This window comes from Francisella marina (assembly GCF_008369785.1).
GTDB classification, from domain to species: domain Bacteria; phylum Pseudomonadota; class Gammaproteobacteria; order Francisellales; family Francisellaceae; genus Francisella; species Francisella salimarina.
The window spans coordinates 1,101,655-1,121,801 of record NZ_CP043552.1; the positions used below are offsets into that span (position 1 = coordinate 1,101,655).

Genomic DNA, 20,147 nt, shown 5'->3' on the forward strand with positions numbered 1-20,147 from the left:
TCTAGTCACAGAAAGTATCAGCTAAAGTAAATACTTCATCAAGAACAGTCACAGCTATATCCAGTTCTTCCTTACTAATTGTTAGTGGCGGCCCAACAAATATATGATTCCATCTTACAAAAGAGTGTAAACCTAGCTCTTTGAATTTACCTGCAATCTTAGTTGTAATACTAACATCTTTAGCATTATAAGGAACTAATGGCTCTTTTGTTTCTCTATTTTTGACAAGCTCAAAACAACCTAATAGACCTTTTGACCTATAATCACCAATACATTTATGCTTAGCTTTTAGCTCCTCTACTTTTTCACCAAAGTATGCAGACATTTTATTTACATTATCAAGTATATTTAGTCTTTCATATTCATTGATAGTCGCAAGACCCGCTGCACAAGATACTGGATGACCACTATATGTAGCACCTAGTACAAAAGCTGTTTCTTGGAATTTAGCCATAATCTTTTCAGAAAGCATACAACAGCCTAATGGTAAATATGATGATGTAATACCTTTTGCCATGGTTACGATATCTGGCACGATATCATAGTTCATAAAACCAAACCATTTGCCAGTACGGCAGAAACCACTCATTACTTCATCAACGATTAGTAAAATACCGTACTTATTACATAACTCTCTTACACCTTCCATGTAGCCTTCTGGATATAGGTAGCAACCAGATGTACCACTTACTCCCTCAAGCATAATTGCAGCAATATTTTCAGCAGCCTCGTAGTTAATTACTCTTTCTAAATGCTTTAAAGCTTCTTCTGTTTGTTTCTTAGGGTTTTCATTATAGATACCATCATAAGTAGATGGTATTTCAAAATGAACAACACCAGGAATACCATCAGCATCGTGAGGAAGTTTTCTAGGATCACCACCTAGCGTCATAGTAGCATAACTACCACCATGGAAAGATCTATACCTTGTTAGTATTTTCTGTTTACCTGAATATGCTCTAGCGGCCTTGATTGCAGCTTCATTTGCACTTGCTCCACACAATGTAAAATAAGCTTTATTCAAGTCACCCGGTAAAAGCTCTGCTAATTTCTTTGCTAACTCACCTTTAACTTTAGTAGCGTGAACAGGTGCAGGAAAAGCAATTGCTTTCATTTGCTCTGTTACAGCATTAATTACAGACTGATTACCATGCCCTAGATTTACACTGATCAAACCCGCAGTAAAATCTAAAATTTTCTTACCATCATAATCATATATGAAAGAACCTTCTCCTCTTTCGATACATGCAGGATTTAAACCACCTTGTTTCACCCAAGTAAAAACGTTATAATCAATATTATTTTGTTTGATTTGTTCTCTAATACTCATATCTCTCTCCTAAAAAATACAATATAGTTTTTGTTTAAATACTTTAGCCTGAGTAAATATTAGCTCATCCAATCTTTCTTATGCTTAGCATTCCATTTTGTTGTAATTTTCTTAGTCTGAGTCCAGAAATCTACCGGTTGAGATCCTGTAATATCAGAAACACCAAATTTAGAGTCTTTCCAACCACCAAATCCAAATGGTTCTCTCGGAACTGGTACACCAATATTCACACCACACATACCAGCTGTTAACCTATCAATAACATAAGTCGCAGCTTCACCATCTTGAGTATATACAGATGCACCATTTCCATATATAGATGAGTTTTGAATCTTGATAGCCTCTTCAATATTTTTAACCCTAATAATAGTTACAACTGGACCAAAAATCTCATCACAAGACCATGGCTGACCAAACTCTGCACCATCGATAATAGTCGGGTTCACATAGTAACCACCCTCTTTACCTTCAACTACAGAATTTCTACCATCAAGTAAAATCTTACATCCAGCATCTTTTGCTTTAGTAATGTAGTTTTCTATTCTATCTTTAGATTCTTTTGTTATGATTGCACCAAGATTTACACCAACTTGTACATCCTTAGCTTTCTCCACAACTTTTTCAATAATATGATCAACATCACCAACTGCTATTAGTAATGATGCTGCCATACATCTTTGACCTGCACACCCTGTGAAAGATGCCACAATATCGCTTGATGCCATATCAGGATCAGCATCTGGTAATAGTAATAAATTGTTTTTAGCACCTCCCAAAGCAATACATCTTTTGCCTGACTTAGCCGATCTCTCATATACGATCTTCGCTACAGGACTAGATCCAACAAATGATACTGCTTTAATATCTGCGTGATCACAAATACCCTCTACAATATCTCTATCACCTTGAACAATATTAAACACACCATCAGGTAGACCTGCTTGTTTTAATAACTCAGCAGTTCTTATACAAGATAATGGTACTCTTTCTGAAGGCTTCACAATCATCGCATTACCTAAAACTAGAGCCATTGGAATAGTCCAATGAGGAACCATAACTGGAAAGTTTAATGGTACAATGCTTGCAACTACTCCAAGAGGAGTTCTTTGCTCTTTACACTCAATACCTGTACTAATAACTTGTCTTCTATCACCTAGCGTTTGAGGGATAGATATTGCAAGTTCACAAAGCTCCATAGCTTTTGCTATTTCTGCAGCACCTTCTGCAACTGTTTTACCATTCTCTTCAGCACAAAGCTCTGCTAATTCTTCAAAATTTTCTTCCAAAAGCTGTCTGTATTTAAAAAATACCTGAGCTCTTGTCTTAAACGTAGTGTTTCCCCAAGCTTCTTGAGCCTCTTTAGCTATATTCACAGCATTGTTTAAATCTTCAACAGATGAACAAGTCATCTTGGCAATTACTTCACCAGTTTGAGGATTATCTATATCAATAACTGTAGTTCCTGTTGGCTTAACTTGTTGACCATTTATAAAATTATTTGCTTGATATTTCATCATACTTTCCTCTTAGTTTTAATTTTTCTTATAATGTTTAAATAAAATATTTTGTTACTGAAACTTATCTGCCTTAGATACTTAAAAGAAGGCAAATAATAAATCAGTTTTATTTCATAATCACTTAGGAGTAGGCATAAAGCAAATTGATTTTTCTAATAGCCCGTATTTAAAAAATTAATTATCTTTAAACTTACGAATAAACCATAATCTTTAAATAAATACTTATTATGTTAGATATTTTGATAACTGCATAACAAATTTGAGGTTTTATATTTATATGCAAAAAAGTATTAGTTTGACTAGTTTAATCGGTATAGGGATTACTTCTTTAATAGGCTCAAGCTGGCTATTTACTGCCGAATATAGTACAAAAATAGCAGGTTATGCATCTATAGTTTCTTGGATTGTTGCAGCAATAATCACTTTTGTAATTGCTCTATCCTTTATGGAGTTTAGTACACTTTTCTCAACGAATGGTGCTTCATCAAAAGTTCCAACTATTATATACGGTCCTATGACTGGGTTTATATTTGCAGTATTTACTTGGCTTTCTTATATGATGTTTGTTCCCATAGAAAGCCATGCTATTATCCAATATTTAGCGGTATATTTCCCAACACTGCTAAAAAACCAAACTCATCACATGATAGCAGGTATAATTATTGTGGCACTTTCCTGTTTACTAAACTTCTTATCAATAAGCTTGATATCTCGTATAAATAGCTATTTCACTATACTAAAAATAATTATCCCAATATTTGTGGCTTTATTTATAGTGATTTTTTGCCTTAGTACTCCAGAACAAGCTACACACTATGTCGGCGATAGCTCACCACATATACTAACTTGGAAATGGTCAGAGATTTTCACAGCTATCACAATGGGTGGTATTGCATTCTCATTTATTGGTTTTAAAACGATTATAGAAATAGCTGGCGAAGCCCATAACCCCAAAAGCACCATTCCATTATCAATAATTCTAGTGATTTTAATATCTTTAATAATTTTCCTTCTAGTGCAAATCGCTTACTTCTACTCTGCTAAGAATTTTGATAATGTCTACGTTGGAACAAATGAGCTTGGAGCATTTGGTGTAGTTGCTTCAAATATAGGTTCAAGACTCCTAAGTACTATCTTATATTTTTCAGCTCTAACATTTCCATTTATATGTGGTGTTATGTATCTACGAGTTTCTGTCGAGTCATTGAATGTCCTAATAACAGAAAATATCTTACTGCAAGATGCCACAAAAAATAGAAAAGGCATGAAAACCTATATGTTAATTAGCTTTATCATTTCTTTATTTATTTTCTTTATATTTGACAACTGGGCAGAAGTATCTACATTTATTGCAGCACTTATGGCTATTACATACCTAATTGGCCCACTAGCCACTATGAACTTTAGAAAATCAATACCAGATGTAAATAGAGCATACAAACTAAAAGCTGCAGATGTCACTTGCTTCTTATCATTCTATTTCTCTAGTATTATTATCTTCTTTAGTGGCTGGAATACCATTGTTAATATTGTTATCTTTGCAATTATTTGTAGCACTATATTTATCATAATAGAAAAAACCCGAGTAAAAAGTCATAAGCTTCATTTTCTAAAGAGTTTATGGTTCTTTCTACATATTATATGCATAACTATTATATCTTTTTGCTATAACACCTACCCAGAATACTTTTCCTTAATCTTAACTTTATTACTAATTTTTATATTTTCTCTTGTAACTTATATTTATGCTCTTAGCTCAAACCTGTCCATAGAAGAAATAAAAAGAAGTTATACCAACCTAATAACAAAAAACCATTTAAATTCTAAAAATAATCTCTAAAATATATGCCAACTCTAGCTTCAGGAAATGAATCATGTATCACGTTGGAATATCAGGACCTTATATTTTTACAGTGATGTTTCTTATAGGAATAATTGCTGAAAGTATGACAGGTGTTATATCTTCGTCTCGAAGAAATATGGATGCTTTTGGAGTTGTAGCAATCGCTTTAACAACTGCTTTAGGTGGCGGTGTAGTCAGAGACCTAATCTTAGGTAATCTTCCTGTAACGATTATCCTCCACCCTTATTACATTGTTATATGTTTATTTTTCTCAATTATTGCTATCTTTACACAAAAATACATTAATAAGTTTTATAAAATATTTTTGATATTAGATTCAATTGGTCTTATTGCTTTTGCTTACATAGGTAGTAGCATTGCACACCAGATTTGTACTGAAGTATTTAATATGCAGTTCTTTAGTGTTTTTATAGTTGGTGTTGTTATAGCTATACTTAACGGCGTTGCTGGAGGTATCATGCGTGATATGATCTGTAATGATATCCCAGTTGCTTTTACAGCAGAGCTATACGCTTCAGTAGCAGCTGTTGTAGGAGGAATGAACATTATTTTCATATACCTAAATGTAAACCTATATATAAGTGCTGCAATAATTATAGGTTTTGGTCTGACAATAAGAATTATGTCAATAATATATAAATGGAAATTACCGATAATCTAGTAAAGTTAATAATCTATACCTAGATACCGCTATGAAATCTAAACTCCGAATCTGAAGATAATATAAGATCCTTTTCTATTTCACCTATTCTTTTGATATCTTCGCCAATATCTGTAGAAGAATATTTTTCTGCAAAATGCAGATATATCGTAAAATGTCTTTTTTCTGACTCTAATAGCCCATTGTAGAACTTCTGTAATTCAGAGTCCAAGTATGGAGCAACTTTTGCAAACCTTTCGCAAGAACGAGCTTCTATATATGCCCCAATTATCAAAGCATCAATAAAGCGTCCTTCTTTATCTGTCCTAGCGGCCTTGATTAATTGACTAGCATATCTAGATGCTGATATAGCTTTGTATTGAATATCTCGCTTTTTCATAATACGCAACACCTGCTCAAAGTGTACCAATTCTTCTCTAGCGATCTTAGACATTCTAGTTACCAGTTCATATTTGTCAGGGTGTCTATAAATATATGTCATAGCTGAAGATGCTGCTTTCATCTCACAGTGAGCATGATCTACAAGCATAAGCTCTATATTTACTAATGCTTTCTGTATCCATTGATCAGGCGTTTCACATAACAAAAAATTCTCAATGGTTGCAAAATTCGCGTACTGTTGCTTCATGATAATTTATAAATTTACTTTTTGCAGTATTATAAAAAAATTGCTTAACATATTCTATTTAAAATTATTAAGAGTAGAATGTTTATATGAGTAAATCTGAATATTTAAAGTTATGAGTAATATAAATATAGCTAATAAACGCGTGGCTAGAGATGAAGTGCTTTATCACATAGGATTAAGTGAAGAGATGATAAATAGTGCAGAAATCGCAATTCTTCCCGGAGATCCTAAAAGGTCAGAGCCTTTAGCAAAAATGCTAGATAAAAATGCTAAGTTTCTTGCTACTAATAGAGAATATACATCGTATTTGGCTAAAGTAGCTGGCAGAAATGCTGTCATCATATCAACAGGTATGGGTGGTCCTTCAACAGCAATATGTATCGAAGAACTAGCTATGATAGGAATCAAAAAACTGATACGTGTGGGAACATGTGGTGCTATTCAAGAAAATATTGATTTTGGTGATTTGATATTAACCACTGCTTCTGTTCGTCTAGATGGAACTTCATATCATTATGCACCAATAGAGTATCCTGCGGTTGCTGACTTTAAGTTAAATAGTTCTTTATACAACTCAGCAAAATCATTAGATATAAATATTCACTGTGGAATTACAGGATCTTCTGACACCTTTTACCCGTGCCAAGAAAGAAGAGATAGCTATAGCGGTTATGTAAGAAAACATTTTAGAGAATCTCTAGATGAATGGAGAAAATTAAACGTTCTTAATCTAGAAATGGAGTCTTCTGCTTTGCTTACAGTATGTGCCACTTTTGGCTTGCAAGCCAGCTGTATATGTACAGTTCTAGCAAAGAGAACAACTTCAGAATCAGTCAATAAAAGCAGATATGATGAAGGTATGCAAAACATAATATCAATCATAAAACACTCAATTGAGAATAATTTTGAAAACTAAGGAAAAATAAACACTAATGAGCAATGATATTAACAACAAACTAATTGATGCAGCTATACAAGCAGCTGAGAATGCTTATACTCCATATTCCAAGTTTAATGTTGGTGCTGCACTATTAATGAAAGATGGCTCTATTTTAAAAGGTGCTAATGTAGAAAATGCTTCTTATGGACTATGCAACTGTGCTGAAAGAACAGTATTATTCTATGCTTATGCACAAGGCTATCGTAAAGAAGATATCAAAAAACTCGCAGTAGTTGCTGACACTCCGGAAGGAGTTTCTCCATGTGGAGCTTGCCGACAAGTTATGTCTGAGCTTCTAGATCTTGAGTGTCCAATTATATTATCTAACATCAAAAAAACAGATATAAAACAAACAAATATTAAAGAATTACTTCCATATATGTTTTCCTTATAGTTTAAGCATCATCACCAAGTAGTTTTTTGATAAAAAAGGTTGCTACCATGGTTATAACAAATGCAATCACAGCAATACTGATATAGATATTAAAACCATGTAAATATACATGTTTAAGTTCAATAATATTATTTATATTGTTATCAGATATGGCTGCAAAATTTGCAATAATACCTGCTACAAATCCACCAATACCAATATTTACTAGCCATAATCCCATATAAGCACCTATCTGTCCACGTGGAGCCAGTCTAGTTGCTAAAGACAATCCTATTGCTGATACAAAGAGCTCTGCAAAACCAAGACAGATATAGCATAAAGCAACCCAATAACCACTTACTAGACTTTGTGTATCTACTCCAGATAGATGAATTCCTACTGCGACAGTCACATACATAAAGATTAATATAAACATCCCTATTAAATACTTATAGGTGTCTAATAAATTGTATTTTTTCCATAAAAGTCCTAATAAAACACCTCCTCCTAATACTGTCGAAGTATTAAATATCAGAAATGACTGAGTTGGAATATTAACTCCAAAAATTCTATGATCAACAACTCTATCTATAAACAGATTTAACGACATAAATATTTGGTTATATAACGCCCAGAATGCTACAGCAACTATCAAAAATATTAGGTAGGATACTGCCTTCTTCAAATCTTTTGGATCTTTAGCACCCTTAAATATAACAAATAAACTAAATATGATAATTAAAATTAAGAACAAATTAGAAATACTAGGGTTGTATATAACAATTACACTTGCTAACCCTCCACCAATCGATATAGCTATAGCAAGAATCCATTGAAAAACGCTGACACTTTCTCTGTACAATTCCAAACTTAATTTTTTGAATCCTATATAAAAAGTTAAAGTTCCTATCAGAATCATTATCGCAGCTAAAACAAATATTGCTATATCTCCCATAGAATTATATATATAACCTGCGGTTGAGAAACCAAGCAATCCTCCTATATTTATCCCGACATAAAATATTGTGAATCCGCTCTGACGGTGATTATCTTCAGGCTTATAACTGTGACCTAAATAGCTACCAACATTCGTTTTCAATAAACCTGTGCCACTACAGACAGCCCCTAAGGCAATGCAAAAGGTAAATAAGTCACTTGCAAACACAAGATATGTATAGCCTGCTATTAAGAAGACGCCTCCCAAAAGCACACTACGATAATACCCTATAAGCTTATCAGCAACTTGCCCCGCTAATACTGATGTTATATAAAGCATTGCACTAAATGAGCCAACTATAATATTTGCTTTACTATCATTTAAGTCAAACCTTTGGATCAAAATAAAAATCATTGTTGTTGCAATTATTGCATAACCAAATCTTTCCCACATTTCAGTAAGAAAGCAAATAGGTAAAGCTCTTGGGTGTTTTAAATTTACACTAGACATAGTAATTTTCTAACTTTTAAAGTATTAATATTATATTGGAACTTCCAAAATAATAATATTAATAAATAATTATTTACCTATTAAGTTTTTTATATGAAATATTTTAGGTAAATGGTGGGTTGTACAGGATTCGAACCTGTGACCAATTGGTTAAAAGCCAACTGCTCTACCGACTGAGCTAACAACCCATAACTACAAAAAAATTGAAGTAAGAGGTAAAATAAATGGTGGGTTGTACAGGATTCGAACCTGTGACCAATTGGTTAAAAGCCAACTGCTCTACCGACTGAGCTAACAACCCTAAAGATTTGATGTTTATTATACTGACTAGATTTTATGTGTCAACACTTTATGCTGTTTTTTTCTATTTAATTCCAATATCTCAACAGGATGTTTTATTGTATGTCCTTCCATACGTTTCACTTGGCACCTACAGGAGAATCCTGTGGCAATCACAGATCTTATACCACTTTCTTTAATTTTAGCTTTCCAACTCAAATTATAAATATGTTTAGAAGCATCAATATGTTTAGTCTCATGTCCAAAACTACCAGACATGCCACAACATCCAACTTTAACTGCTTTTGTCTCAACACCGAAATGCTTAAATATTTTTTGCCACTGCTCTACTGATACGACAGATAAAGACTTTTCTGTACAATGATTAAAAAGATTAAACTCTTTATCTAACATTTTTTGCATAGTAGGTAAGGTATCAAGTTTTGTTATCAACCATTCTTGTACCAGTTTGACTTTAAATCTTATTTTATCTCGACAAGCTTGTTTATACTCATCTCTATAAACCAGCGTCATAGCAGGATCAACCCCAATCATTTCGACTTTAGTTTCAGCTATTTGATTATATAGTTTAGTAGCTTTTAGAGCATGCTTTTTAAAATACTTCAGAAAACCCTTCACATGAGAAGGCTTACCATTAACTCTAAACGGAGCAAAATATACTCTAAAGCCTAGTGCTGTCAAGAAATCATACAACGACAGAACTATATGAGTATCATACAGTGATGTAAATATATCTTGGACGATACAAACAGCTCTTTTCTTCTGTTCAGTAGACAAACTTCTCATTTCTTCAAGATTAAACTCTGGAGCGCCTCTTTTTTTGAGCTCTGACCTTAAATTTAACGAACTGATGATTGGAGTATCTGCAAAACCAACTAAATTAGTCAATCCAGCTCTAACAAACTGAATATTAAAAATATCATTATATATTTTTGGCATATATAAGTTGATTCTCAACAGTGACTCACTATATTTAACGAAATAATCTAGACCAGGTCTCTTATACTTAGAATGATAATGGTATAAGAATTTCGATTTCATTGTAGGGATATCAACTTTTATAGGACAACCTGACACACAAGCTTTACACCCTAAGCATTTATCCAAAGAGTCATAAACTTGATGAGAGAAATCATCAGGATAATCTTCTATTTTATCGAAACCTGTATTATAGACTTTATCCTTTGTTGAGTATCCTGCTGCCGAAAGCTGATTAAGCCACTCACGTAATACCGCTGATCTTCCTTTTGGTGAATATAACCAGTTTCTACTAGCTTTGGCTGATGGACATATTACAGTGTCTAAATTATAGTTTAAACACTGCGAATTACCATTACAGTTATATGCTCCAGAAAATTGTTCGCGCATATCTTTAGGCACTTGCTCATCTGAATAACCCCTGAATGGCCCATCTACTTTTACAAGCTTATCCTTACTACCTGTTGGAACAGTAATTTTACCCGGATTAAGTTGATTATGCGGGTCAAATACTTTTTTGATATGTCCTAATGAGTCATAAAGCTCTTGACCAAAGTACTCTTTTATATATTCACTTCGATAGCCGTGACCATGCTCACCACATAAAACCCCACCATACTTTCTAACAAGTTCACTAACCTTTTGAGTAATTTGTTTAACCTTCTGAGAATCTTCAGCTGAGGACATATCTAGTGCTGGTCTTACATGCAAACACCCTACATCAACATGACCAAACATCCCATATCTTACACCATAAGAGTCTAGCAACACTGTTAACTCTTTGATATAGTCTGCTAATTTCTCAGGAGCTACTGTTGTATCTTCAATGAAAGGTATTGGTTTACGATCTCCTTTCATTGCACCAAGTAAGCCTACACCTTTTTTTCTCAACTCCCAAAGACTATCCATATCAGTTTGGCTTTCTGTGAAATGAAACACTGATTGTTTTTCTAGTAATTGCCTTTCTAGACGCGAGGTCATATTATCTAACTCATGTTGACTATCAGCAATAAATTCAACTAAATTTACTGCTGCCACATTAATAGAGTTATTCTTTTCAAGCATATACTTTATCTTGAGATAAATCTCATCGCCCTTTGCAATTTCAATTATATTATTGTCTATGGTCTCTATAGCTGATGGCTTAGATGACAATAAATCTCTAGCAGCTCTCAACGCATCATTAAAACTATTGTATGAAATCGCAAACAGTGCTTTAAATTTAGGTTTTTTAGTTAGTTTAAGTTTGAGTTCCGTAACAAAAGCTAATGTTCCCTCCGAACCAGATATTAAGTAGCTTAAATTGACAGTATTGTCATCTTTGTTATAGGTTTTGGCAAGATTATAGCCTGTTAAATAACGACTTAACTTGGGAAATTTCTCCTCAATTAATTCGTACTTATCTATAATATGTTCAACAACTATTGAGTATATATTTTTCTCAATGTCATTTAATTTATCTTCATTAAGATCACTTAATTTAATTTTTTTAGTAGATAACTTCTGCCCATTTATTAAAGTACACTCCAACTCTAAGACATGCGCACTTGTCCGTCCATAAATTCTAGAACCTTTACCACACGCATCAGTGTTTACCATACCTCCTAAAGTTGCTCTATTACTAGGTGATAAATTTGGTGCAAAGAAATATTCTGAATCAGTTAATGTATCATTCAGCTGGTCAAGCACAACACCTGGCTCAACTTTGACATATCCATTATCAAAATCTACTTCTAGAATATTATTCATGTATCGACTAGTATCTATGATGACCCCAGCACATAATGAGTGCCCTGAAGTACCAGTACCCCCTCCACGAGGAGCAAATTTAATTTCTTGATACTCCTTCTTACTCGCTAATGCAAAAACTCTATTAACATCATTCTTACCATATGGAAAAACAATAAGCTCAGGAACAACATGATATACACTGTTATCCATTGATGATGATATTCTTGAAGCATAATCAGAATGTATATCACCTTCAAACCCTTTACTCATCAACTCTTCAGCAAAAGCACTAATCAAAGCATTTAGAGCATTTGTATTATTTAAGACTGGCAGTTTACTTGTTTTCATATATAAAAAATTATCCTGGTTAATAAAAAGTAGATAATACCCACCTAGAATTATATAAGAAAATTAACTTCACATAAATAATATTAGGAAAATACATAAAAGATAAAAACATTTCATTTTTTTGTATCAAAGCAGACAAACTCCAAATATAAAGTTATAATGACAATCGTATTTAAAAATAATTTCAAAAGTTAAAAGTTTTTGAGGATAAATATGAAAAAAACTACTCTTTTAGTGATCTTGGATGGTTGGGGCTACAGCGAAAGTGATTACTTCAATGCCATCAGAAATGCAAATACACCTACCTGGGATAGCATCTGGCAAGATTTTCCTAAAACATTAATTAGCGCATCTAGCTTAGAAGTTGGGTTACCTAGAGGTCAAATGGGAAACTCTGAAGTTGGACATGTAAATATTGGCTGTGGTAGAGTGGTCTATCAAGAGCTTACAAAAATTGACAAAGCAATCGAAGAAAAAACTTTTGGTGACAATAAAGCCATCTGTGATGCTATTGACAATGTTATCCAAAAAGATTCAAACCTTCACTTAATGGGTCTACTCTCTCCTGGCGGAGTTCATTCTCACGAAGAACATATTTTTGAAATGATAAAAATTGCCAAGCAAAAAGGTGTCAAAAAAGTATACTTACATGCTTTCTTAGACGGTAGAGATACTCCTCCGCGCTCCGCTGAAGACTCTATCAAAAAAACAGACAAGTTATTACAAGGCTTAGAAATCGGGTATATCGCCAGCGTCAGTGGTAGATATTATGCAATGGACAGAGACAATCGTTGGGATAGAGTTGAAAAAGCTTACAACGCGATAGTCAATGCAGATGCCGAGTTTGTTTGTAATTCTGCGCTTGAAGCTCTAGAGGAGTCTTATGCTAGAGATCAATCTGATGAATTTGTCATTCCAACTTGTATCCAAAAAGATGGAAAACTGATAAAAGTTGAAGATAATGATAGTGTTATTTTTATGAATTTCAGAGCTGATAGAGCTAGAGAAATATCTCATGCTTTCACAGATGAAAATTTTGATCATTTCCCGAAAGACAGACATTTAAACATAAACTTCACAACTCTTACAGAGTACGATTCAAAACTTAAATGCAATGTAGCATTCCCACCGGATCAGCCAACAAATACTCTTGGCGAAGTGCTAATGAAGAATCATAAGACTCAACTAAGAATAGCTGAAACTGAAAAATATCCTCACGTAACATTCTTTTTTAATGGTGGTAAGGAAGATCAATTCGAAGGTGAAGATAGGATCTTAATTCCTTCTCCAAAAGTTGCCACTTATGATCTACAACCAGAGATGTCTGCTCCGGAAGTTACTGACAAATTAGTTGATGCCATCAATAATGGTAAATATGATTGTATAGTTTGCAACTATGCAAACTCAGACATGGTTGGTCATACTGGTAACTATGAAGCAGCAATGCAAGCAATTGAATATCTTGATAAATGTTTAGCGAGGTTAAAAGACGCAATACTTGAACATGACGGTAACATGTTCATTACTGCAGATCATGGTAATGCTGATATGATGGTTAATCCTAAAACACAAAAACCTCATACTGCTCATACTACCAATCTGGTACCATTTGTATATGTTGGACATAAAAAAGCTCAAGTAGCTTTAGAGCATGGTAAGTTATCTGATATTGCTCCAACTATACTTAATGTGATGAATATTACTCAGCCTCAAGAAATGACAGGCAAAACTATTTTTAATTTTGAAAAATAAGGATTTCAGACAAAATGCTTGATGCTAAATATATTAAAGATAATTTAGAAGAAGTAGCTGAGAAACTCGCAACCAGAGGTTATCAGTTTGATATAGCAGAATTCAAAGCTCAAGAAGTAAAAAGAAAAAATCTTCAAGAGAGAACTCAAGAGCTTCAATCTCAACGTAATACTATCTCCAAAGAAATAGGTAAAAGAAAGTCTAAAGGTGAAGATGCTAGTGATTTTTTTGCCAAAGTTAATGATATTAACGATGAACTAAAAGTAATCGAAAAAGAGCTAAAAGACCTTCAAGATTGTATAAACAACACTCTTCTTTCAATGCCAAATCTTCCAGCTGATGATGTACCAGTTGGTAAGGATGAGAGTGAAAATGTCGAGATAAAAAAATGGGGGACTCCTCGTGAATTTCATCCTGAAGCTCAAGCTAAAGATCATGCAGATATAGGTGAAATACTCAATATGATTGACTTCAAAGCTGCAGCAAAAATCACAGGTAGTCGATTTGTAGTTCTAAAAAGTAAAATTGCTAAGCTTCATCGTGCATTGACACAATTCATGTTAGATATGCATACAGAAAAGCATGGCTATGAAGAATTATATGTGCCATATATGGTAAATAATGATAGTTTATATGGAACAGGCCAGTTACCTAAATTCTCTGAAGATTTGTTTAAATTAGAAGGTGACTTTGAATATAGCCTAATACCAACGGCAGAAGTACCTATCACAAATCTAGTAAGAGATGAAATCTTAGATACAGAATCTCTACCTAGATACTACACAGCACACACACCATGTTTTAGAAGTGAGGCTGGTTCTTATGGGCGTGATACTAAAGGTTTAATTCGTCAACATCAATTTGAGAAAGTTGAGATGGTCCATATCACTACAGCTGATAAAGGTGAAGAATCTTTGGAGCTATTAACATCTCATGCAGAAAAAGTACTACAAAAACTAAACCTACCATACAGAGTAGTCAAACTTTGTACAGGAGATATGGGCTTTAGTGCGAAAAAGACTTATGATCTAGAAGTATGGATACCTTCTCAAAATACCTATAGAGAAATATCATCATGTAGTTGGTGCGGAGACTTCCAAGCACGTCGTATGAAAGCTAGACACAAAAATCCAAGTATGAAAAAACCTGAATTAGTACATACTTTAAATGGTTCTGGTTTAGCAGTTGGTAGAACATTACTAGCTATTATTGAAAATTACCAACAAGAAAATGGATCTATCATGATTCCTGAAGCACTTATTAACTATATGGGTGGAATTTCTGTTATTAAATAATCCTATGACTTCTCTTTGTCAACTTCTTCTTAATCTAGAGCAATCTTTACTATCCTATGAAACTCGCTTTGATTATAAATATATATCTAGAGTTTTAATGGATGACTTTAAAGAGTTTGGAAAATCTGGATATTTCTATACAAAAAAAGACATTTTAGAATCCACATTCTCACCAGCTAAAATTAACATGAAAATAATTAATGATAGCTTTGAGATTGATAAGCTTAATGAGCATATAGTATTGGTAACATATAAAACTATAAATTTAGATAGCCCTCAAAAACACCATAGATGTTCTATTTGGATTAAAGTAGATAATGACTGGAAAATGAAATTTCATCAGGGAAATATTATGGAAGATTAAATAATGTCAAAATTTATAAACTTTGTAAAACATCAGATATATATACTTAGAAGTAAATTGTGGTTTAAACCTGCAGCTTATTGTGTTGTTGCAACTTTAGCAATATATTTTTGTTATCTATTTCAGAAAATAGGTATAAATTTCTATTCTACAACTATTAATAAAGATACTGTTACTACCCTACTCTCTATAATTACAAATAGTATGATTGCAGCAATGGTTTTTGCTGTGGGTGCTATAGTTACAGCTTATACATCAGCTAGTCAATCCGGAACACCTAGAGTACTATCTATACTTCTAAGAGACAGCACCTCTCATAAAGCCACATCAACCTTTATCGGCGCTTTTATATATGGGGTTGTTGCTACTATTGGTCTTAAATCTGGAATTTTTAATCAAACAGGAATCTTTTTAATATTTATTATTACCATACTCGTATTTATATGGATTATTCTTACGTTTATTGTATGGATTGACAATATTGCAAAACTTGGACAAATAAAAACTATCTTGCAAAAAACAGAGAAACAAGCTTTTTCTACAGTTAAACAATATACAAAAAATCCGTACATGTACTGTAATAAGCTGGATAAAGAAAGAATACCAGAAGAGGCACTACCAATTTACTCTGATCATTATGGATTTCTTAATGAAATTCATCTAGAACTTCTAAACAACCATTGTGAAAAACTAAATGCAAAACTATACATTGTAAAATACAAAGGAGAACACTTAGCTAGCTCTGAAATTATAGCTTATATCAAATCTCCCAAATATTTATCTAAAGAGATGCTTAGCAAAATTACTGATAATTTTATTATCTCTAATGAAAAAAACTTTATTGAAGATCCAATATTTGGAGTAGAAACCCTCAGTGAAATCGCAGCTAAAGCTTTAAGTCCTGGAACAAATGATCCTGGAACTGCTATTAGTGTTATTGATTCGCTTAATCGTTGTTTGAAGTATCTAATTGATCATACAGACTCTACTACCAAAGTTATTTATAAAAATATTTATGTTGAGGGTATTGAGATAGATCGTTTTATAAAAAGTGGATTTGAATATATAAGAATTTATGGAAGCAATAATCTTCAGGTAGCAAAACGCATCCAAAAAAGTCTTCTTCATATTTCTAAACAACTGGAGAATGATAATAGCATTAATTTTATAAAAGGATATCTATCAAACTGTCTAGCTCAAGCTAATAATGAATTAAAATATGACTTTGAAAAAAAAGACCTGAAAATATTTACTGATAAATTAAAAAATCAAAAATAAACTTCTCAAAAACTTAATAAACATTCAATCAAATAATTCTAAAGTAAGCTTATCAGTGATACTATTTAGAATATTAAATACACTATTTAAATCAATTGATATGCATTTACTAGGTATAGAAGCTGGTGGAACCAAGTTTTTTACAACTATTGGTGATTTTGATGGAAATGTAATTGAACGTCATCGTACAGATACTACTACTCCAGAAGAAACAATGTCTGAGGTTCTTAGGATAATAGCAGATTATCAAAACAACTATGAAATCAAAGCTCTAGGTTTGGCATGTTTTGGACCTATTGATATCAACATCAAATCTAAAACTTATGGATACATTACAAACACCCCTAAGATAGCATGGCAAAACTTTGATATCGTTGGAGCTATAAAGTCAGTATATAAAGGACCGATTGGTTTTAATACTGATGTAAATGCTGCGGCAATTTGCGAACAACTTTGGGGTTGTGCTCAAGATTTAGAAAATCTTTTATATCTAACAGTTGGTACTGGTGTTGGTGGCGGTGTTATATGTAATAATAGATTAGTCCAAGGAGCTATGCATCCTGAGATTGGTCATCTTTTCATCCCACAAAATCCTAAAGATAAATTCGAGGGCTGCTGCCCTTTTCATGGCACATGTATAGAGGGTCTAGCTTCTGGTACAGCTATAAATAAAAGATGGCAAGTTGCTCATGCAGGAGCTCTTAACGATGATCATATTGCATGGATATTTGAAGCAGAATATCTAGCAAAAGCATTGGTAAACTATATATGCGCATTTTCTCCAGAAAAGATTATTCTTGGAGGTGGTGTAATGCATAAAACAATCTTGTTTGATATGATTCGTAAAAATGTGAAACAATACTTAAATAACTACTTTGATTATCCTGCATTAAAAGATATGGATAGCTTTATAGTACCTGCTTCTTTTGGCGATAATACAGGCGTCAAAGGTTCTCTTGCTCTTGCACTAGAGACATTCAATACACAAACAAAGTAATCTAGTCAAAATTATCCTTATATTATCTGCTCTTTACTGTTAAAATCTTGTTAAATTAATTGAAAAATAAACTACTTAGCTAATCTTGATAAATAAAATACGTTCTAATCATATACTATCTAAATCTTTGCAAACAATGGTAGTTCAAGCTTTGGGTCAAGCATGTGCATTTATTACGGCTATACTGTTGGCTCGGCACCTGAATATAAAAGACTATGGCTTTTATATCTTTGGAGTTACAGTTGCCACTATCATAGCAGTAATAGCAACTATGGGAGCCGGAGGCATATTAGCTAGAACTTGGGGTAAATCTGACCTAAAAAGCAACTTTGAGCGCCATAAAGAAACGTATCGAGTCCACAACTGGTACTTTAAACGAGGCTTTGCAATAGTAATCATATTGATTGCTCTAATAACTTTTTATAACCACTCTGAACACCATGATAATTCTATAGAAAATTTTGCACTCTTATTTGCCGTACCATTTTTTATGGCAAATATATTCCAATCATTCTTTGTCGCAAGAAGAGTGGTTGTTTTTGCCAATTTAATGCAACTTGGATTAAGACTTATTATGCTATTTTTAACTATAGCTTTTATAGTTTTATACATTAATGATACTGCAATGCTTATTGGCACAATGATGATTTTTATGACCATATATGTTACATCTATATGGCTTATCCAAACATCTAAATATAGTTTCGAAAGTGCCAAACCTGTTGGTAGCAACTTATCTTTTGCTTTGATGCAATGGGGATTATTACTTCTATCACAGATTGATATTATCATTTTAAAAGGATTGTCAGGTCCTAGTGATGTAGCTCTATTTGGTGTTGCGCTACAGCTCAGTGCTTTAGTAAGCTTTGTATTAAATGCTGTCAACTCAAATGTTTTATCACAGATAGCAGATGACTACAAAAATAACTCTAGAGAGATATTTCAACAAAAGATATCATCATATACTAGAATAATATTTATTCTTTCTATTCTCGCTATTCTAGGGCTTATTATTTGTGGTTATCCAATAACTTTGATGTATGGAGAGCAATATACAACATCATACTTTATTTTCTGTATTCTAATGATTGGGCAAATTGTTAATGTCCTTTCTGGTTGTGTAGCAACTATTCTTAACATGGCAGGATTTGAAAGAAGTACTTGCTTTGCATTTTATATTGCACTAATTCTAAATATCGTATTAGGAAGTATTTTTACGATATACTGGGGTGTATATGGATTAGCAATTGCCTCAAGCATATCAATGATATATTGGAATATTCATCTACTATATAAAGTAGTTACAAAAATAAAAATCAACCCTACTATTTTTACTTTTAGATAAATCTACAGCTATGATTCTATTGGGCTACTATTGCTTTTTGCTGCACTATTAAGTGACTTAGAGACATTATCCACAGCATTATTTACTTTTTCTTTAGCTTCTTTTACAGGTTGATTCTTCATATTTGCAACAAATAACAATCCACCCACTAATACTAGGAAAATAATTAATGGAACATTAATTTTCCCAAAAATTTTCTTAAACATTTTCATAAAAATTCTACTCTAACTATTTAAAAAACCATCGTAGCGCCGCTACTGGCTTGATCATCACTTGTACCTTCATCAAATCCTTTTTTAAAGTTTTGAACTTTTGTTTGGGCGCTATTAGTCATATCATTCAAAGTATCTGATGCATCACTTGCCTTTGCTTTTATAACTTCTTGACTTTTATTTGCCTGATCTACTATCTGATTAGCTGTTTCTGAAAATTTATTCTTAACATCATTATATGTTTGATTCATAGATTGTGAAGCATTGTTAGTCTTCTCAATAATATCCTGTTTTGCTTGAGTAACTGATTGACCAAGCTCCTTGCCCACCTGATAAGAATCTCCTTGTGAATAGTCAAAGTCATCGGCATATCCTAATGACAAAGTAGATAACCCCAAGGTTGCCATGGCAATTGCTATCTTAATTTTTTTCATAAAATAATCTCCTAATAGCTATATATCAAATTTATTAAATTTAGCTAGCTGGTCAAACCATTAGCTGCATCATCAATATTACTAATTTCCTCTTTCATAGTTTGAGTCTTACTGGAGTTATTAATAGTTGCTTGATTATTTTCAGACTCGACATCCGACAAAGTTTTGACAGTTTCTGATTGCTGTTGATTTGTACTACCATCATCACTTATATTTTGAGCTGGAGTATCCATAGAGGTAGCTTCAGGAACAGCCCCACAAAATAATGGTACTATTACTAGGCCCAATATAAATAAGTGTATATATCTTTTTTTCATCCCATAAACCTCAGGGTAATGAACTAACTATTATAA

General features: G+C 32.9%; 18 protein-coding genes and 2 tRNA genes. 10 read left to right on the forward strand and 10 right to left on the reverse strand.

All coding sequences use genetic code 11. The features are described 5' to 3' along the window. Window position 1: 1 nt before the first annotated feature. Both F0R75_RS05475 and mmsA read right to left on the reverse strand, forming a co-directional pair. The gene (locus F0R75_RS05475; RefSeq protein WP_146421142.1) at window positions 2-1,330 is read right to left on the reverse strand and encodes an aminotransferase class III-fold pyridoxal phosphate-dependent enzyme; all 1,329 of its coding nucleotides are present in this window, start codon (window positions 1,328-1,330) and stop codon (window positions 2-4) included. A 59-nt stretch (window positions 1,331-1,389) separates the two neighbouring features. Next, window positions 1,390-2,847 carry a CoA-acylating methylmalonate-semialdehyde dehydrogenase gene (gene mmsA / locus F0R75_RS05480; protein WP_246145939.1) on the reverse strand — a complete coding sequence of 486 codons (1,458 nt, stop codon included), beginning with the start codon at window positions 2,845-2,847 and terminating at the stop codon, window positions 1,390-1,392. Window positions 2,848-3,124: 277 nt separating this feature from the next. Between mmsA and F0R75_RS05485 the strand changes: the two genes are divergently transcribed. Both F0R75_RS05485 and F0R75_RS05490 read left to right on the forward strand, forming a co-directional pair. Continuing rightward, window positions 3,125-4,687, forward strand: a complete 1,563-nt coding sequence (locus F0R75_RS05485; protein ID WP_149368048.1) for an APC family permease — start codon at window positions 3,125-3,127, stop codon at window positions 4,685-4,687. 34 nt (window positions 4,688-4,721) lie between these two features. Beyond that, window positions 4,722-5,372, forward strand: coding sequence for a trimeric intracellular cation channel family protein (locus F0R75_RS05490; RefSeq protein WP_013923425.1), 651 nt, complete (start codon window positions 4,722-4,724; stop codon window positions 5,370-5,372). 19 nt (window positions 5,373-5,391) lie between these two features. Here F0R75_RS05490 and F0R75_RS05495 read toward each other — a convergent pair whose 3' ends face one another. Further along, window positions 5,392-6,003 carry a MiaE family protein gene (locus tag F0R75_RS05495; protein ID WP_187986016.1) on the reverse strand — a complete coding sequence of 204 codons (612 nt, stop codon included), beginning with the start codon at window positions 6,001-6,003 and terminating at the stop codon, window positions 5,392-5,394. Window positions 6,004-6,112: 109 nt separating this feature from the next. Between F0R75_RS05495 and udp the strand changes: the two genes are divergently transcribed. After that, window positions 6,113-6,916, forward strand: coding sequence for a uridine phosphorylase (udp, locus tag F0R75_RS05500; protein ID WP_149377223.1), 804 nt, complete (start codon window positions 6,113-6,115; stop codon window positions 6,914-6,916). A gap of 16 nt (window positions 6,917-6,932) precedes the next feature. After that, window positions 6,933-7,334, forward strand: a complete 402-nt coding sequence (cdd, locus tag F0R75_RS05505) for a cytidine deaminase (RefSeq protein WP_013923428.1) — start codon at window positions 6,933-6,935, stop codon at window positions 7,332-7,334. Window position 7,335: 1 nt separating this feature from the next. Here the strand turns inward: cdd and F0R75_RS05510 are convergent, their stop codons facing one another. The 4 genes from F0R75_RS05510 to F0R75_RS05525 form a co-directional block, all read right to left on the reverse strand. After that, the gene (locus tag F0R75_RS05510) at window positions 7,336-8,760 is read right to left on the reverse strand and encodes a peptide MFS transporter (protein ID WP_149368045.1); all 1,425 of its coding nucleotides are present in this window, start codon (window positions 8,758-8,760) and stop codon (window positions 7,336-7,338) included. Window positions 8,761-8,872: 112 nt separating this feature from the next. Continuing rightward, window positions 8,873-8,948, reverse strand: a tRNA-Lys gene (locus F0R75_RS05515). A 37-nt stretch (window positions 8,949-8,985) separates the two neighbouring features. Beyond that, window positions 8,986-9,061: transfer RNA gene (locus F0R75_RS05520), tRNA-Lys, on the reverse strand. Between the two features lie 26 nt (window positions 9,062-9,087). After that, on the reverse strand, window positions 9,088-12,117 hold the full coding sequence (locus tag F0R75_RS05525) for an FAD-binding and (Fe-S)-binding domain-containing protein (RefSeq protein WP_149368044.1): 3,030 nt from the start codon (window positions 12,115-12,117) through the stop codon (window positions 9,088-9,090). A gap of 213 nt (window positions 12,118-12,330) precedes the next feature. Here F0R75_RS05525 and gpmI point away from each other — a divergent pair, with 213 nt between their 5' ends. From gpmI to F0R75_RS05555, 6 genes are all read left to right on the forward strand, one after another. After that, entirely contained in the window at window positions 12,331-13,869 is a 1,539-nt protein-coding gene (gpmI, locus tag F0R75_RS05530; RefSeq protein ID WP_149368043.1) for a 2,3-bisphosphoglycerate-independent phosphoglycerate mutase, read from the forward strand. 14 nt (window positions 13,870-13,883) lie between these two features. Continuing rightward, window positions 13,884-15,164, forward strand: a complete 1,281-nt coding sequence (gene serS, locus F0R75_RS05535) for a serine--tRNA ligase (RefSeq protein WP_149368042.1) — start codon at window positions 13,884-13,886, stop codon at window positions 15,162-15,164. Window positions 15,165-15,168: 4 nt separating this feature from the next. Further along, window positions 15,169-15,528: a DUF4440 domain-containing protein gene (locus tag F0R75_RS05540; protein ID WP_149368041.1), complete on the forward strand. Its 360-nt coding sequence runs from the start codon at window positions 15,169-15,171 to the stop codon at window positions 15,526-15,528. Between the two features lie 3 nt (window positions 15,529-15,531). Then, on the forward strand, window positions 15,532-16,806 hold the full coding sequence (locus tag F0R75_RS05545) for a DUF2254 domain-containing protein (protein ID WP_149377224.1): 1,275 nt from the start codon (window positions 15,532-15,534) through the stop codon (window positions 16,804-16,806). 100 nt (window positions 16,807-16,906) lie between these two features. After that, on the forward strand, window positions 16,907-17,803 hold the full coding sequence (locus F0R75_RS05550; protein ID WP_149369192.1) for an ROK family protein: 897 nt from the start codon (window positions 16,907-16,909) through the stop codon (window positions 17,801-17,803). 85 nt (window positions 17,804-17,888) lie between these two features. Continuing rightward, window positions 17,889-19,148 carry a lipopolysaccharide biosynthesis protein gene (locus tag F0R75_RS05555; RefSeq protein WP_149368039.1) on the forward strand — a complete coding sequence of 420 codons (1,260 nt, stop codon included), beginning with the start codon at window positions 17,889-17,891 and terminating at the stop codon, window positions 19,146-19,148. An 8-nt stretch (window positions 19,149-19,156) separates the two neighbouring features. Here F0R75_RS05555 and F0R75_RS05560 read toward each other — a convergent pair whose 3' ends face one another. Genes F0R75_RS05560 through F0R75_RS05570 form a run of 3 tightly spaced genes read right to left on the reverse strand, consistent with a single transcriptional unit; the run spans window position 19,157 to window position 20,111 of the window. Next, window positions 19,157-19,360 (reverse strand): hypothetical protein, encoded by a 204-nt coding sequence (locus F0R75_RS05560; RefSeq protein ID WP_013923437.1) that lies wholly within the window; start codon window positions 19,358-19,360, stop codon window positions 19,157-19,159. 20 nt (window positions 19,361-19,380) lie between these two features. Continuing rightward, complete coding sequence (locus F0R75_RS05565) at window positions 19,381-19,794, reverse strand: hypothetical protein (RefSeq protein ID WP_149368038.1); 414 nt, start codon at window positions 19,792-19,794, stop codon at window positions 19,381-19,383. A 44-nt stretch (window positions 19,795-19,838) separates the two neighbouring features. Beyond that, window positions 19,839-20,111, reverse strand: a complete 273-nt coding sequence (locus F0R75_RS05570) for a hypothetical protein (RefSeq protein ID WP_146421129.1) — start codon at window positions 20,109-20,111, stop codon at window positions 19,839-19,841. Window positions 20,112-20,147 lie beyond the last annotated feature (36 nt).

Coding starts and splice junctions, on each gene's coding strand:
- F0R75_RS05560 (WP_013923437.1), bottom strand. CDS start 19,360: ATGAAAATGTTTAAGAAAATTTTTGGGAAAATTAATGTTCCATTAATT.
- gpmI (WP_149368043.1), top strand. CDS start 12,331: ATGAAAAAAACTACTCTTTTAGTGATCTTGGATGGTTGGGGCTACAGC.
- F0R75_RS05540 (WP_149368041.1), top strand. CDS start 15,169: ATGACTTCTCTTTGTCAACTTCTTCTTAATCTAGAGCAATCTTTACTA.
- F0R75_RS05525 (WP_149368044.1), bottom strand. CDS start 12,117: ATGAAAACAAGTAAACTGCCAGTCTTAAATAATACAAATGCTCTAAAT.
- udp (WP_149377223.1), top strand. CDS start 6,113: ATGAGTAATATAAATATAGCTAATAAACGCGTGGCTAGAGATGAAGTG.
- F0R75_RS05550 (WP_149369192.1), top strand. CDS start 16,907: ATGCATTTACTAGGTATAGAAGCTGGTGGAACCAAGTTTTTTACAACT.
- cdd (WP_013923428.1), top strand. CDS start 6,933: ATGAGCAATGATATTAACAACAAACTAATTGATGCAGCTATACAAGCA.
- F0R75_RS05510 (WP_149368045.1), bottom strand. CDS start 8,760: ATGTCTAGTGTAAATTTAAAACACCCAAGAGCTTTACCTATTTGCTTT.
- F0R75_RS05475 (WP_146421142.1), bottom strand. CDS start 1,330: ATGAGTATTAGAGAACAAATCAAACAAAATAATATTGATTATAACGTT.
- F0R75_RS05490 (WP_013923425.1), top strand. CDS start 4,722: ATGTATCACGTTGGAATATCAGGACCTTATATTTTTACAGTGATGTTT.
- F0R75_RS05565 (WP_149368038.1), bottom strand. CDS start 19,794: ATGAAAAAAATTAAGATAGCAATTGCCATGGCAACCTTGGGGTTATCT.
- mmsA (WP_246145939.1), bottom strand. CDS start 2,847: ATGATGAAATATCAAGCAAATAATTTTATAAATGGTCAACAAGTTAAG.
- F0R75_RS05485 (WP_149368048.1), top strand. CDS start 3,125: ATGCAAAAAAGTATTAGTTTGACTAGTTTAATCGGTATAGGGATTACT.
- F0R75_RS05570 (WP_146421129.1), bottom strand. CDS start 20,111: ATGAAAAAAAGATATATACACTTATTTATATTGGGCCTAGTAATAGTA.
- F0R75_RS05545 (WP_149377224.1), top strand. CDS start 15,532: ATGTCAAAATTTATAAACTTTGTAAAACATCAGATATATATACTTAGA.
- serS (WP_149368042.1), top strand. CDS start 13,884: ATGCTTGATGCTAAATATATTAAAGATAATTTAGAAGAAGTAGCTGAG.